Below are 14,721 nucleotides of genomic sequence, written 5' to 3' on the forward strand. Positions count from 1 at the left end.
GCTCGCCTCAGTCGAGCAGCAGCGCGGGCTCCTCGAGAACGGATGCCACGTCGGCGATGAAGCGCGAGATGCCGTCGCCGTCGACCACGCGGTGATCGAACGAGCCCGACACCGTGGTCACCCAGCGCGGGCGCACCTCGCCGTCGACCACCCACGGCTTCTGGCGGATCGCGCCGAGGGCGATGATACCGGCCTCGCCGGGGTTGATGATCGGGGTTCCGGCATCCACGCCGAAGACGCCGATGTTGGTGATCGTGAACGTGCCGCCGGTCTGGTCGGCCGGGCTCGTCTTGCCCTCGCGCGCGGTGAGGGTGAGGTGCTCGAGCGCCTTGGCGAGTTCGCGCGTGTTCATCGCCTGCGCGTCCTTGATGTTGGGCACGAGCAGGCCGCGGGGGGTCGCCGCGGCGATGCCGAGGTTGACGTAGTGACGCACGCTGATCTGGGCGCCGGCGTCGGTGTCGACCCAGGCGGCATTGATCATGGGCGTGCGGCGCAGGGCCCAGATCACGGCGCGCGCCATGATCAGCAGCGGCGAGATCTTCACGTCGGCGAAGTCGGGCGAGGCCTTCAGGCGCTTGACCAGCTCCATCGTGCGCGAGGCGTCGACGTCGACCCACACCGACACGTGCGGCGCGGAGTACGCGCTCGAGGTCATCGCCGAGGCTGTGGCCTTGCGGACGCCGCGCACGGGGATCGACTCCTCGCGCGCATCGGCGACCGGCGCGGGCGCGGCCGGGGCGGCGACGGGGATCGTCTCCTCGCGCACCTCGCCCCACGCGGGCGTCTCGATGTTGCGGAAGACACTGGCCTGCTCGGCGTGCTTGACCACGTCGTCGCGGGTCACCTCGCCGGCCGGCCCGCTGGGCGTCACGGCCGAGAGGTCGACGCCGAGGTCGCGCGCGAGCTTGCGGATCGGGGGCTTGGCGACCACCCCGACCGACGCCTTCACCGGGCGCTCGGCAGGCTTGCGGCGCCGCGACGACACCGCGCCGCCCGTGCCGTAGCCGACGAGCACCGCCCCGCCGGGGTCGCTGGGCTCGGGAACGGTGGTCGGGGCCGACGGCGCCGGGGGCGTGGCATCCGACGACCCGATCGTGATGATGGGGGCGCCGACCTCGACGGTGGACCCCTCGGATGCCAGCAGCTCGCCGACCGTGCCCGAGTACGGCGAGGGCAGCTCGACGAGCGACTTGGCCGTCTCGATCTCGACGATCACGTCGTTGACGGCGACGGTGTCACCGGGCGCGACGCGCCACTGCACGATCTCGGCCTCGGTAAGGCCTTCTCCGACATCGGGGAGAACGAAGGTCTGATCGGTCACGGGGTGTCCTTTGCTCGGGAGCCAGCTTGGCACCGGCGTCGCCGCAACGGAATGCTCCGGCGGGAGACGGGCCTCGGCGTCGAGGGGTGGATGGGTCAGTAGGCCAGAGACCGGTCGACGGCCTCGAGGATGCGGTCGGCGTCGGGCAGGTACGTGCCCTCGAGCTTCGCCGGCGGGAAGGGCACGTCGAAGCCCGAGACGCGCAGCACGGGCGCCTCGAGCGCGAAGAACGCCTTCTCCATGACGGTCGCGGCGATCTCGGAGCCGAGCGAGGTGAAGCCCGGGGCCTCCTGCGCGTAGACCATGCGACCGGTGCGGCGCACCGAGTCCAGCAGCGGGCCGAAGTCGACGGGCGACAGCGAGCGCAGGTCGATGACCTCGCAGCTCGTCCCCTCGCTCTCGGCCAGCGCGGCCGCCTGCAGCAGCGTCGTGACCATCGCGCCGTGACCGACGAGCGTCACGTCGGTGCCGCGACGGATGACGCGGCTGGCGTGCAGCGGCAGGGCGGGGGCGGAGGTGTCGACCTCGCCCTTCTGCCAGTACTTCGCCTTGGGCTCGAGGAAGATCACCGGGTCGGGCGAGTCGATCGCCTGCTGGATCATCCAGTACGCGTCGTTCGCGTTCGACGGGCTCACCACGCGCAGACCCGGGGTGTGCGTGAAGTACGCCTCGGGGCTCTCCTGGTGGTGCTCGACCGCGCCGATGTGCCCGCCGTAGGGGATGCGGATGACGACGGGCATCTGCAGCGCGCCCTCGTGGCGGTTCGTGAGCTTCGCCAGCTGCGAGGTGATCTGGTCGAACGCGGGAAAGACGAAGCCGTCGAACTGGATCTCGAGCACGGGCCGGAATCCGCCCATCGCGAGGCCGATCGCGGTGCCGACGATGCCCGATTCCGCCAGCGGCGAGTCGATCACGCGGCGCGGACCGAAGTCTCTCTGCAGTCCCTCGGTCACGCGGAAGACGCCGCCGAGCGGACCGATGTCCTCGCCCATGAGCAGCACGCGGTCGTTCGTCTCGAGCGCGCGGCGCAGGCCCGCGTTCAGCGCCCGGCTGATCGGAAGGTTCTCGCTCACTGGGCGCCTCCTTCCATCGAGGCCTCGTAGTCGTCGAGCCAGCGCTGCTCCTCCTGGATCAGCGCGTGCGCCTCGGAGTAGACGCTGTCGAACATGTGCGAGCGCGGGATCGCGCCGAGCTCGTTGGTGCGCACGCGCACGTCGTGGGCGAGCGCGGCACCCTCGGCATCCGCGTCGTCGAAGAACTGCTGCGACGCGCCGCGCCCCTCGAGGTAGGTGCGCATGCGGGCGATCGGATCGCGCCGGGCCCACGCCTTCTCTTCGTCGGAGGTGCGGTACTTCGTCGGGTCGTCGCTGGTCGTGTGCGCGCCCATGCGGTAGGTCATCGCCTCGATCGCGCGCGGGCCGCCGCCGGCGCGGGCTTCGTCGAGGGCGACCTTCGACACGGCGTAGCTGGCGAGCACGTCGTTGCCGTCGACCTGCAGGCTCGGGATGCCGTAGCCCTCGCCGCGCTTGTACAGCGGCGAGCGCGACTGCGTGGCCACGGGGACCGAGATGGCCCACTGGTTGTTCTGCAGGAAGAACACCTGCGGCGTCTGGAAGCTCGCCGCGAACACCATCGCCTCGTGCACGTCGCCCTGGCTGGAGGCGCCGTCGCCGTAGTAGACGATGACGGCCTCGTCGCGCTCGGGGTCGCCGGTGCCGCACTTGCCGTCGAACACCAGCCCCATGCCGAAGCCCGCGGCGTGCAGGGTCTGCGCGCCGAGCACGAGCGTGTAGATGTGGGTGTTGCCGTTCTTCGGATCGGTCGGATCCCACCCGCCGTGGGTGAGGCCGCGCATGAGCCGGATGATGTCGAGCGGATCGACGCCGCGGATGCGGGTGACCACGTGCTCGCGGTACGAGGGGAAGATGTGGTCCTGCGCGCGCGCGGCGCGGGCGGAGCCGACCTGCGCCGCCTCCTGCCCGAACGACGGCGGCCACAGGGCCAACTGGCCCTGGCGCTGCAGATTGGTCGCCTGCACGTCGAACGCGCGGATCGAGACCATGTCGCGATAGAACGTCTCGAGTTCGGCGTCGGTCAGGGCGTCGATGAGCGGCAGGTAGCGCTCGGCGGCGGGCGTGGGCGCCAGCGTGCCGTCGGCTGCCAGAACGCGCACGAGAGCGGGGTCGTCGAGCGGGGTCATCCCCCCACGCTAACCCCCGGCCCATGCGCGCGACCGCATGAGGTGCACAACGGATGCCGGAATTCGCCGTTGACGTCAGACAAACGGATGCCAAGCGGCGGCGCTGCGTCGACTCCCGGTCCCTTCGACGGGCTCCGGGACCTCCGCCCCGTCACCGGGGCGGGCGCGAGGTGGCTGAGCCCGTCGAAGCCACCGGGGGCCGCACCGCCGCCTCGGTCAGCGCGCGGCGGTGGCGGCGGCGACCTCGACGATGCGGTCGAGCGACTCCTCTTCCCCGATGGAGATGCGGATGCCGTCGCCGGCGAACGGGCGCACGATGAGCCCGGCCGCATCGAACGCGGCGGCCACCTCGAGCGTGCGCTCGCCCGCGGCGAGCCAGACGAAGTTGCCCTGCGCGTCGGGCACGTCCCACCCGGTCTCGCGCAGGCGGTCGACCAGCCGGTCGCGCCGCTCGGCGATCACCGAGACGCGGTGCAGCAGCTCGCTCTCGGCATCCAGGCTCGCCAGCGCCGCGGCCTCGCCCGCGGCCGTGACCGACAGCGGGATCGCCGTGCTGCGGGCGGCGTCCAGCACCGCCTGGTTGCCGATGGCGTAACCGACGCGCAGGCCGGCCAGGCCGTACGCCTTGGAGAAGGTGCGGAGCACCACGATGTTGGGGCGGTCGAGCACGGCGCGCACGCGGCCGCCCTCGACCGAGCTGCGGTCGGTGACGAACTCGGCGTAGGCCTCGTCGAGCACGATGAGCACGTCGCGCGGAACCTCGTCGACGAAGGCGGCGAACTCGTCGTAGCCGACGGTGGGACCGGTGGGGTTGTTGGGACTGCAGACGATCACCAGGCGCGTGCGCTCGGTGACGGCGGCGGCCATGGCCGGGAGGTCGTGGCGGGCCTCGGTCGTCAGCGGCACCTGCACGCTCGTCGCACCCGTCACCGCGACGAGCGAGGGATAGGCCTCGAACGAGCGCCACGCGTAGACGACCTCGTCGCCCGGGCCCGAGGTCGCCAGAAGCAGCTGCGCGAGCAGCGAGACGCTGCCGGCTCCGACGTGCACCTCGTCGGGCGAGACGCCGTACCGCGCGGCCAGACGCTCGCGCAGGCGTGCGGCCGTGGCATCCGGGTACCTGTTGAAGGCACCCGCCGCGTGGACCGCCTCGAGCACCCCGGGGAGCGGCTCGAAGGGGTTCTCGTTGCTCGAGAGCTTGAAGGCGTCGGGGCTGGCCTGTCGTCCCTGGCGGTACGCGGGCAGCGCGGCGATCTCGGGGCGGATCCGGGGCAGCACCTTCTCGTCACTCACCCCGCGAGCCTAACCGCGGGGCCGCTGGTTTCGTCAGCCCCTCCTCCACAGGTGCAACGCCCTGACGGCGACCGCCCGCGCGTGCCAGGGTGGGGGCATGCGCTTCGTCGTCCGCGTCGCCGTCAACGCCTTCGCCATCTGGATCGTCACCCTGCTGCCCGCCCTGCAGGTGCGGCTCATCCCCTTCGCCCCCGGCGAGTGGGCGCAGGTGCTGCTCACGCTGCTGCTCGTGGGGCTGATCTTCGCGCTCGTGAACACCATCGTGGGCACGGTGGTGAAGATCGTCGCCATCCCGCTCTACATCCTCACGCTCGGGTTGATCTCGCTGATCATCAACGGATTCCTGCTCTGGCTGACCGCGGTCATCACCGAGAACTGGGACTGGGGGCTGCGCACCGGCGAGTTCTGGCTCACGGTGATCGCCGCCCTCGTCATCGGCATCATCAACGCCGTGCTCGGCGGCATCCTGCGTCCGCGGCGCGAGGAGCGCGAGCGCCGCTGACGACGCCCGCGCGTCTGCGGCGAGGTCTCGAGCCCGTCGAAGGGACCGCGACCCGCAGCCGCCCCCAGAAACCGGATGGCATTGCCTCGCGCATCCCCACGCGATCCGAGGCCCCTGAGCCCGTCGAAGGGACCGCAACCCTCGTGCGCCCGGACGCGACGCCCGCAATCGACGGGTGCGGTCGCGGCCCGTCCCCGCCATGATGGAGGGATGACCGCGAGTGCCGACGCGCCCTTCCGCGTCGTGTTCGTCTGCAGCGGCAACATCTGCCGGTCGCCGATGGCCGATGTGGTGTTCCGTCATCTCGCGGAAGCCTCGGGCCTCGGCGCCCGCATCGCGTCGAGCTCTGCCGGCACGGGCGACTGGCACGTCGGCGAGCGCGCCGACCACCGCACCCTCGCCGCCCTCGACCGCCTCGGCTACGACGGCGCGGCGCATCGCGCGCGGCAGTTCCAGTACGCCGACTTCACCCGCAACGACCTCGTCGTCGCCCTCGACCGCAGTCACGAGCGCGTCCTGCGCGGGTGGGCGCGTGACGACGACGACACCGACAAGATCGCGCTGCTGCAGTCGTTCCTCGCGGATGCCGAGACCCTCGACGTCCCCGATCCGTACTACGCCGGGGCCCCGATGTTCGACGAGGTGCTCGGTATGATCGAGCGAGCCAGCCGCGCCCTGTTCCGGCAGCTCGAGCCCGCCATCCGTTCCGCGGGCTGACCCGTTCGCGCGACCCCCGGGAGACCCGTGTCCTCTCTGCCTCCGCAGCCCCTCAGCCCGCTCGACGGCCGGTACTTCGCCACCGTGCAGGAGATCGGCGACTACCTGTCGGAGGCGGGCCTGAATCGCGCCCGCGTCGAGGTCGAGGTCGAGTGGCTGCTCGCCCTCACCGACCGCTCGCTGTTCGGCACGTCGCCGGTGTCGGATGCCGACCGGGCACGCCTCCGCGCGCTGTACGAGGACTTCGGCGCCGACGAGATCGCGTGGCTGCGCGAGAAAGAGGCCGTCACGCGCCACGACGTCAAGGCCGTCGAGTACCTCGTGCGCGACCGCCTCGACACCCTGGGCCTCACCGCCCTCGCCGAGCTGACGCACTTCGCGTGCACCAGCGAAGACATCAACTCCACCGCCTACGCCCTCACGGTGCAGCGTGCGGTCGAGCGCGTGTGGCTGCCCAAGCTCCGCGCGGTGGCCGCCGCCCTCGCCGAGCTCGCCGTCGCGCACCGCGACGCCGCGATGCTCTCGCGCACCCACGGCCAGCCCGCCACGCCCACCACGATGGGCAAGGAGATCGGCGTGTTCGCGTGGCGCCTCGAGCGCGTCATCCGTCAGCTGGATGCCGGGGAGTACCTCGCGAAGTTCTCCGGCGCCACCGGCACCTGGTCGGCGCACGTCGCCGCCGAGCCCGACGTCGACTGGCCGTCGCTGACGCGCGAGTTCATCGAGTCGCTCGGCCTCGGCTTCAACCCGGTCACCACCCAAATCGAGTCGCACGACTGGCAGGTCGAGCTGTACGACCGCGCGCGGCACGCGGGTGGCATCCTGCACAACCTCGCCACCGACATCTGGACCTACATCTCGCTCGGGTACTTCACGCAGATCCCCGTCGCCGGCGCCACCGGCTCGTCGACGATGCCGCACAAGATCAACCCGATCCGGTTCGAGAACGCCGAGGCCAACCTCGAGATCGCCGGCGGGTTGTTCACCACGCTGGCATCCACCCTGGTGACGAGCCGCCTGCAGCGCGACCTGACCGACTCCACGACGCAGCGCAACATCGGCGTCGCGTTCGGGCACTCGCTGCTCGCACTCGACAACCTGCAGCGCGGGCTCACCGAGATCTCGCTCGCCGAGAACGTGCTGCTGGCCGACCTCGACGTGAACTGGGAGGTGCTCGCCGAGGCCATCCAGACCGTGGTGCGCGCCGAGATCGCCGCGGGTCGCTCGCAGATCACCGACCCCTACGCGCTGCTGAAAGACCTCACGCGCGGTCGCCGCGTCGGCGCCCCCGAGCTGGCCGAATTCGTGCGCGGCCTCGACATCGGGGATGCCGCGAAACAGCGACTCCTCGCGCTCACGCCCGCCGCGTACGCGGGGCTGGCGTCGCGGGTGGTCGACGCGCTGTAAGGCGCCGCGCGGCCGCAACGCACCCGGCGAGCGGCCGTCGAAGTCGACGGGTCGGTCGCCGGCGTGCGTAACGCCGCCGGGCGGCCGCACGCCTGCACGGCGCCGCCCGGCGTGGCGAACTCACCGCCCGGCGGCGGCGCACGCCTGCACGGCCCCGACCGGTGTGGCGGGCTCGCCGCCCCGCGGCGCCCGCTGGTAGGGCGGCCCGCGGTGCCCCCGCACCGCGCCACCGAGGCGTCTGCGCAGAGAAAGCACTGGACGCCGCGCCCCGTCCGCTCATAATGTTGACGTCAACACACCCCCACCACGACCCCCGGGTCGTCATGCGCCGCATCGTCGCGGCGCAGATCGGAACAGACGCGATGACGCCTCGACGCCCCTCTTTCACACGCCGACTCCTCGCGGCCGCCACGGCCGCCGTGCTCGCCGGGACCCTGGCATCCCCCCTCAGCGCCGCCGCCGCGGACGGGGTCGCGACCGACCCGAACGACGGCGTCCCGCGCATCGACCCGCCCGTGACGTACACGAACTTCCAGCCCCTGGCCGACCCCGGGGCGAGCGCGGCGACCTACTTCCAGCCGAAGTGGCACGACACCGACGGCCGGCACATCCAGGCGCACGGTGGACAGGTCGTCACCACCGAGGAGAACGGCCAGACCGTCTACTACTGGTACGGCGAAGACCGCACGAAGGGCTACTGGAACAGCCCCGGCGTCGCCGTCTACCGCTCGACGGATGCCAAGAACTGGACGAATCTGGGCGACGCGCTGCGCAGCATCTCGACGCGCGACGACCTGCTCACGCCCTACTTCGAGGAGCTCTACGACACCGTCGACGAGAACGGCCAGCCCCGCACCGAGAAGATCGACGCGCTGGCCTACCACCTGAACTCGACGCAGAACTCCGACTACACCGCGATCTTCGAGCGCCCCAAGGTGCTGCACAACGACAAGACCGGCCAGTGGGTGATGTGGTGGCACGCCGACGGCCGCATCGCCCCCGGCGGCAGCACGTACGCCCGGTCGATGGCGGCGGTCGCCGTGTCGGACTCCCCCGCGGGTCCCTTCCGCATGACGGGCGCTTTCCGCATGCCCAACCGCCAGAACTACCAGGCCTGCACGCAGTACGCCGTGCCGGGCCAGGCGCGCGACATGACGGTGTTCCAAGACGACGACGGCAAGGCCTACATCTCGTACTCGTCGGAGGAGAACTACACCCTGTACGTCGCCGAGCTCGACGACTCGTACACGAACGTCACCCACACCACCGACTCGGACACGCTCGACGTGAACCAGTACTCCGAGGACGGCCGCTACCCCTACGTCTTCGCCGACGGCACGCCCGAGGCGCCGGTGCGCGGCGAGGACTTCCAGATCGTCAAGGAATGCGGTCACCTCGAGGCACCCGCCATCTTCGAGCGCGACGGCACGTACAGCGTCGTGACCTCGGGAGCGACCGGGTGGGCACCCAACCCGCAGACGTACTACACGACGAAGAACCTGATGGGCACGTGGATCCGCGGCATCGAGGCGGATGACGCCAACGAGACGGTGCTCTACAACTCCATCCCCGATGACGGCGACGGGCTGCTGTCGGTCGGCGATGCGCGCCGCACCACCTTCGGGTCGCAGACCACGAACGTTTTCGAGCTCGAGCCCGGCAAGTTCGTCTACATGGGCGACCGCTGGAACGAGGGCAAGTCCGATTCCACCTACGTCTGGCTGCCGCTGACGATCGGTGAGAACGGCCGCCTCGAGATGCACAACCCCGCCGCCGAAGACCCCGCGCGCTACGGCAACGGCTGGGACGCCTCGTACTGGGACGACAAGGGCTTCGGTCACGGCACGTGGAAGGTCGTCGACGACCGCCTGCCCGACACGGTGCGCCGCGGCACATCGACGACGCTGCCCACCACGGTCGCGGTCGAGGTCGACGGGCGGCGCGCCGACGTCGGCGTGACCTGGACCTCGCTCGACACCGGCCGCCTGGGCACCCGCACGCTCACGGGCACCCTCGCCGCCGACGCCGACTTCACCGTCGGCCGCACCTTCACCCGCACCGTCGACGTCGTCGAGCCCGGCATCGCCCAGATCGCACCCGAGGCCGCCGTCTCGGCATCCCACCGCAACGACCTCGCCCGCACGGTCATCGACGGGCGCACGTCGAAGGGCTGGGACGACTGGTCCAGCAGCGGCTACCCGCGCGACAGCTGGCTCGCCTTCGAGTGGGACACCGCCCGCGCGATCGACTCGGTCGTCGTCGACACCTATAAGGACGGGGCCACCGCCACCTGGCCCTCGCGCATCGAGGTGCAGTACCGCGACGCGAACGGCGCCTGGGCGAGCTCGCAGGTGGCCGCCACCGTCGCACAGGATGCCACGCAGCCCGCGCCCGTCGTCACCCTCGACACCCGTGCGCTCGCGCCGATGAGCGCCCTGCGCCTGCGCATGACCACGCAGACGAACACGTGGCAGTCGATCGCCGAGGTCTCGATCTGGGGCCAGCCCGGAGTGCCCAACGTGTGCCGCGCGAGCGACGCCACGGTGGCGGCGTCGTTCTGGCAGACCCGGTACGAGGTCATGACGCCCAACCTCGCCTGCGACGGCCGCCGCGGCACCTCGTGGTCGACCTGGAGCGACACCGCCCTCAAGGACAGCGCGACGTTCACCCTCACGACCGGCAGCGCGCACGGGATCGGCGGCGTCGAGTTCACGAACATCGAGGGCAAGGTCACCGGTGTGAGCGCCGAGTACCGCACCGCCGACGGCACGTGGACCCCGGTGGCCCTGATCGGCGGCGCCCCCGCCGTCGTCAACAACGCCAAGACGACCCTGCGCTTCGAGCCCGTGCGCGCCACCGGACTGCGGCTGACCTTCGCGACCCCCGGCTCGTACCTAAAGATCCCCGAGATCGTGGTGCCCGAGGTCGTCGTGCCGCCGAAGGCCGCCGTCACGGTCGCCTCGCGCTGCATCGGCGGGCGCGTCACCCTCGTCACCACGGTGCGCAACGCCGAGTCGATGCCGGTCGACGTCGAGGTCTCATCGCCGTGGGGTCGTCGCACGCTGACGGCGATGCAGCCCGGACAGACCGCCTCGATCGCGCAGTCCACGCGCGCGGCGTCGATCAACGCGGGCACCGTCACGGCGTCGACGTCGGCCGGCGACGTCCGCGGATCGCAGGAGGTGGCCTTCACCGCGCGCAGCTGCGGCTGACCCATCCGACGCCCGGCCCGGCTCGCGCCCGCACGCGCGCCGGGGCGGGCGTCGTCCGTGCGGGGCGGTGTTGTGCGTGCGGGGCATTGCCGGCGCGTGCGGTAGCGGGGTTACGCGTGCGGCAGCGCCGGCGCGTGCGGCGGGGCGCTGGCGCGTGCGGGGTCCACCATCCATCCGCGGCGCGCGCGATCCCGGCATCTCTCCGCAGCGGCACAGGCCCGGCATCCATTTACGGCACGTGCGGAGCCGGCATCCCTCCGCGGCGCGCACGACCCCGGCATCCATCCCCGCCGTGAGCGCCCGGGGCGCTGCGGCGCGCGCGGGAGAATGGATGCCATGCGCGCGATGATCATGGACGCCCTGGCCGAGCCCCTCGAGGTGCGCGATGTCGCGGCGCCGAGCGCACCGGCCGGCGGCGTGGTGGTCGAGGTGTTCGCGACGGGCCTGTGCAAGAGCGACTGGCACGCCTGGGTCGGGCACGACGACGTCGCCCTGCCGCACGTCCCGGGCCACGAGCTGGCCGGCGTGATCGTCGAGGTCGGCGCCGGCGTGCGGCGCTGGCAGGTCGGCGACCGCGTCACCGTGCCCTTCGTCATGGGGTGCGGTGCGTGCGAGTGGTGCCTGAGCGGTGATGCGCAGGTGTGCCCCGATCAGCAGCAGCCCGGCTTCACGCAGTGGGGCTCGTTCGCCGAACGCGTCGTGCTGCGCGCCGCCGACACCAACGTCGTGCGTATCCCCGACGGCGTCTCGTTCGAGGCGGCGGCGGCTCTCGGATGCCGCTTCGCCACCGCCTACCGCGCCCTCACCGGCCGCGCGCACGTGCAGGCGGGCGAGTGGATCACGGTCGCGGGCGCCGGGGGCGTGGGCTTGAGCGCCGTCATGATCGGGGCCGCCCTCGGCGCCCGCGTGATCGCGGTCGACCGCACGCCCGCCGCGCTCGAGGCCGCACGCCGGTTGGGTGCGGAGCACACGCTGATCGCCGACGGCGCCGACATCCCGGCCGCGGTGCACGAGATCACCGGCGGCGGCAGCCACGTGTCGGTCGACGCGGTGGGAAGCGCGCAGACCGCGCGCGACGCCGTACTGAGCCTGCGGCGCCGGGGGCGGCACGTGCAGATCGGCCTGCTCCCCACCGCCGACGGCATGAGCGCCATGCCGATGGCCCGGGTGATCGCGTGGGAGCTCGACCTGCTCGGCAGTCACGGCATGGCCGCGGCGGACTACCCCGAGATGCTGTCGCTCATCGAGAGCGGTGCCCTGCGCCCGCAGGAGCTCATCGAGCGGGTCGTCGGCCTCGGCGAGGCCGCGCACCTGCTGCCGACCATGGACACCGCGTCGCCAGCCGGGATGACGATGATCGACCCTCGGCGCGCCTGACTGCCGCCGCTGCGGGCGACCCCGCTGCCGGGACAGTGGCGGGCGCGGTGGGATGCGCGGTGGGCTGCGCGGTGGCCGGCGCGACGACCGGCGCGGTGGCCGGCGCGGTTGGCGGCGCGTGTGGGCGGCGCGTGACGAAGGGAGGAGATCCAGCGACGGGAGGACCGAAAGCCCGCGACGCGTCCTCCGCTCGCCCCTTCTCCTCCCGTCGCCACCGCGAAAACCCGCCGCGACCATCGAGAAGCTGAGCCGCCGCTGTGTGGAGCCCCGCGGCGAGGAACGGAGGAGATACGGCAACCGGAGGACCGAAACCCCCGCGGAGACCCTCCGCACGGCAGATCTCCTCCCGTCGCCGACGCGACGGAAGCGCCTCACCGCACGCCGCGGTACGTCAGCCCTTCGGGGCGGCGCCGTCCTCGTCGGTCTCGTCGGCCGCCCGCTCCGTCGGCGTGGCCGCGGAGCCGGAGGCCGTGGCATCCGGAGCGTCCTTCGGCAGGAGCAGCGGACGATCGACCGTCTGCGTGACCTTCGACGGGTCGACGGCGAGCAGCATGAGGGCGACGCTGACGAGCACGATGATGAAGGTCGCGCCGGCGGCGACGAGCGCGACGACGAGGGCGTTCTGGATCTGGTCGGCGGGACGCGTCTGGAAGAACCCCATCGACATGAGGGTGACGAAGCCGGCGAACAGGGCGGCGACGAAGGCCAGGCCGAGCAGCTGAACGGGCTTCATCAGGTCTTTGCGCGTAGTGGGCTTGTCGGTCATGACGCGGCCTCCTCGGGGGATACGGCCGGAACGGCCTCGGGGCGACGCGGAGAGAAGCCCGCGATCGCGAGGAACACGGCGACGACCGCCGCGTATCCGCCGAAGAGTCCCACGGCGATGGTGATGCCGGTCAGCGTGAACGAGCCCGCGCCGGTGATGTCGTAGTCGAGCGCGTACTGCATGGGGGTCAGCAGCAGCACGACCGCCAGCACGAGACCCAGGATGCCGATGAGCACACCGTCGCGCGCGCCCGCGGTGCGGCCGGCCTTGCGGTCGCGCAGTGCGCCGAGCAGCTCGATGAGTCCCGACACGAACGCCCAGCCGATCACCACGGCGAACAAGACGCCGGTCGTGCGCCAGGCGCCGACGCTCGCGACCAGCCCCGCGATGATCGAGACGGATGCCAGCAGCACCGGCACCATGCGCTCGTCGCGCGGGAAGACCAGCCACGCGGAGAGCGCGAACACGAGCCCCGTGGCGAGCGCGAAGCCGCTGAACACGGCGAGCCCGAGGACCGCGGAGTGGTCGGACGAGAACGTGACCATGACGGCCGCGAGGGCCGCGAAAGCGGCGCGGGCGAGCTGCAGGTGGCGGACGTCGAAGGCGCGCGCGGAGGGGGAAGTGGTCACGGAGTGTCCCGAAAAGGCGGAGTGGATGGTATCCAGTCTATTCCTCGGTACCCGTGCGGCCCCTGCGGAAGCTCGACGGCGAATCAGTGAGCGCGCGGCGCGCCCCGTTCAGGCGCGGCGGCGCCGTGCGGCCCGGATCGCCAGCCCGGCGACCAGCGCCACCGCGCCCAGAGCACCGGCCCACAGCGCGATCTCTCCGCCCGTGGCCGGGAGGGCCCCGGGGCGGGAGGCGTCGGCATCCGGATCCGATCCGGCCGGAGCGGGGCTCGTGGGCGTCGCGGTCGATGACGGTGCGGCGGTCGGCGCCACGGTGGCCGACGGGGCGGGCGTCGCCGTGGGCAAGGGCGTCGGAGCCGCGGTGCGGGCGGGGATCTCGACCGAAATCGTCAGCGAACCGTCCGAAGATTCGCCCGTCGCGCCCTGCGCGGCCACGGGCGTCGATACGGCGAGGGCCAGCAACACTGCTGCCGTCGTCTTGAGCATCACGCGAATTACCTCCTCGGCGAGTATGCCGTAAATGCCCCCGGAAGGGCGAGGAATGTACCGATATTCATCTGTTCAATTCATTTGCGCGACATTCCTCGGTCGTTGATGCGGATTGGAGCCGATCGCGCGCGTCGCCTGCCGATGGCGCACCCGGCGCGGGTGCTACCGTGCCCAGGTGATCCCGGATGCCACTCCCCCGCGCCGCATCCACGTCTCGGCCGCGGTCATCACCGACGCCGACGGCCGCCTGCTGGTCGTGCGCAAGGCCGGCACGACCGCGTTCATGCAGCCCGGCGGCAAGCCCGAACCCGACGAGACGCCCGCCGAGACGCTCGCGCGCGAGCTCGCCGAGGAGGTCGGCTTGATCGTCGACGCCGCGGGCCTCGAGCCGCTCGGCCGCTTCACCGCGAGCGCCGCGAACGAACCCGGATTCGAAGTGGTCGCCGACGTGTTCCGCGTCGACATCGGCGACCAGCAGCCGATCCCGGATGCCGAGATCGCCGAGCTCCGCTGGGTCACCGCCGCGACGGCATCCGCAATCGAGATCGCCCCGCTCGCGCGGCAGTACTTCCTGCCCGCCTGACGCGTCGCCGCGCGGGGCCGCAGTGGGGCTGAGCCCGAAGCCCCACGCACGACGCCGAGGAGGCTGAGCCCGTCGAAGCCTCCGGTCCCTTCGACAGGCTCAGGGACCCCACGTCGAAGCCCCAGACGCACGACGCCGAGGAGGCTGAGCCCGTCGAAGCCTCCGGACGCACGACACCGAGGAGGCTGAGCCCGTCGAAGCCTCCGGTCCCTTCGACAGGCTCAGGGA

General features: G+C 72.0%; 13 protein-coding genes. 6 read left to right on the forward strand and 7 right to left on the reverse strand.

Annotation, left to right across the window (positions count from 1 at the left end; translation table 11 throughout):
• Positions 1-7 precede the first annotated feature (7 nt).
• From AS029_RS07015 to AS029_RS07030, 4 genes are all read right to left on the reverse strand, one after another.
• Positions 8-1,321: a dihydrolipoamide acetyltransferase family protein gene (locus AS029_RS07015; RefSeq protein WP_058231869.1), complete on the reverse strand. Its 1,314-nt coding sequence runs from the start codon at positions 1,319-1,321 to the stop codon at positions 8-10.
• Between the two features lie 95 nt (positions 1,322-1,416).
• A complete protein-coding gene (locus tag AS029_RS07020) occupies positions 1,417-2,394 on the reverse strand; it encodes an alpha-ketoacid dehydrogenase subunit beta (RefSeq protein WP_058231870.1) in 978 nt (325 codons plus the stop codon).
• On the reverse strand, positions 2,391-3,521 hold the full coding sequence (locus tag AS029_RS07025; protein WP_058231871.1) for a thiamine pyrophosphate-dependent dehydrogenase E1 component subunit alpha: 1,131 nt from the start codon (positions 3,519-3,521) through the stop codon (positions 2,391-2,393). Before AS029_RS07025 ends, AS029_RS07020 begins: the two co-directional genes overlap by 4 nt.
• 216 nt (positions 3,522-3,737) lie before the next feature.
• Positions 3,738-4,814, reverse strand: a complete 1,077-nt coding sequence (locus AS029_RS07030; RefSeq protein ID WP_058231872.1) for a histidinol-phosphate transaminase — start codon at positions 4,812-4,814, stop codon at positions 3,738-3,740.
• 97 nt (positions 4,815-4,911) lie between these two features.
• On the opposite strand from AS029_RS07030, the gene AS029_RS07035 reads away from it, so the two are divergent.
• From AS029_RS07035 to AS029_RS07055, 5 genes are all read left to right on the forward strand, one after another.
• On the forward strand, positions 4,912-5,316 hold the full coding sequence (locus AS029_RS07035; RefSeq protein WP_058231873.1) for a phage holin family protein: 405 nt from the start codon (positions 4,912-4,914) through the stop codon (positions 5,314-5,316).
• Positions 5,317-5,526: 210 nt separating this feature from the next.
• Entirely contained in the window at positions 5,527-6,033 is a 507-nt protein-coding gene (locus tag AS029_RS07040; protein WP_058231874.1) for a low molecular weight protein-tyrosine-phosphatase, read from the forward strand.
• A 27-nt stretch (positions 6,034-6,060) separates the two neighbouring features.
• Positions 6,061-7,440, forward strand: a complete 1,380-nt coding sequence (purB, locus tag AS029_RS07045; protein ID WP_058231875.1) for an adenylosuccinate lyase — start codon at positions 6,061-6,063, stop codon at positions 7,438-7,440.
• Between the two features lie 323 nt (positions 7,441-7,763).
• Positions 7,764-10,652, forward strand: coding sequence for a discoidin domain-containing protein (locus tag AS029_RS07050; RefSeq protein ID WP_228375898.1), 2,889 nt, complete (start codon positions 7,764-7,766; stop codon positions 10,650-10,652).
• Between the two features lie 336 nt (positions 10,653-10,988).
• Positions 10,989-12,029, forward strand: a complete 1,041-nt coding sequence (locus AS029_RS07055; RefSeq protein WP_058231876.1) for a zinc-dependent alcohol dehydrogenase family protein — start codon at positions 10,989-10,991, stop codon at positions 12,027-12,029.
• A 391-nt stretch (positions 12,030-12,420) separates the two neighbouring features.
• Here the strand turns inward: AS029_RS07055 and AS029_RS07060 are convergent, their stop codons facing one another.
• The 3 genes from AS029_RS07060 to AS029_RS07070 form a co-directional block, all read right to left on the reverse strand.
• Positions 12,421-12,795: a hypothetical protein gene (locus tag AS029_RS07060; protein WP_058231877.1), complete on the reverse strand. Its 375-nt coding sequence runs from the start codon at positions 12,793-12,795 to the stop codon at positions 12,421-12,423.
• Positions 12,792-13,424 carry a hypothetical protein gene (locus AS029_RS07065; protein ID WP_058231878.1) on the reverse strand — a complete coding sequence of 211 codons (633 nt, stop codon included), beginning with the start codon at positions 13,422-13,424 and terminating at the stop codon, positions 12,792-12,794. Before AS029_RS07065 ends, AS029_RS07060 begins: the two co-directional genes overlap by 4 nt.
• Before the next feature lie 108 nt (positions 13,425-13,532).
• Positions 13,533-13,907: an LPXTG cell wall anchor domain-containing protein gene (locus tag AS029_RS07070; protein WP_228375908.1), complete on the reverse strand. Its 375-nt coding sequence runs from the start codon at positions 13,905-13,907 to the stop codon at positions 13,533-13,535.
• A gap of 178 nt (positions 13,908-14,085) precedes the next feature.
• Between AS029_RS07070 and AS029_RS07075 the strand changes: the two genes are divergently transcribed.
• Positions 14,086-14,493 carry an NUDIX hydrolase gene (locus AS029_RS07075; protein WP_058232056.1) on the forward strand — a complete coding sequence of 136 codons (408 nt, stop codon included), beginning with the start codon at positions 14,086-14,088 and terminating at the stop codon, positions 14,491-14,493.
• The last annotated feature ends 228 nt before the right edge of the window (positions 14,494-14,721 follow it).

Source organism: Microbacterium enclense, from assembly GCF_001456955.1.
Classification (GTDB): Bacteria; Actinomycetota; Actinomycetes; order Actinomycetales; family Microbacteriaceae; genus Microbacterium; species Microbacterium enclense.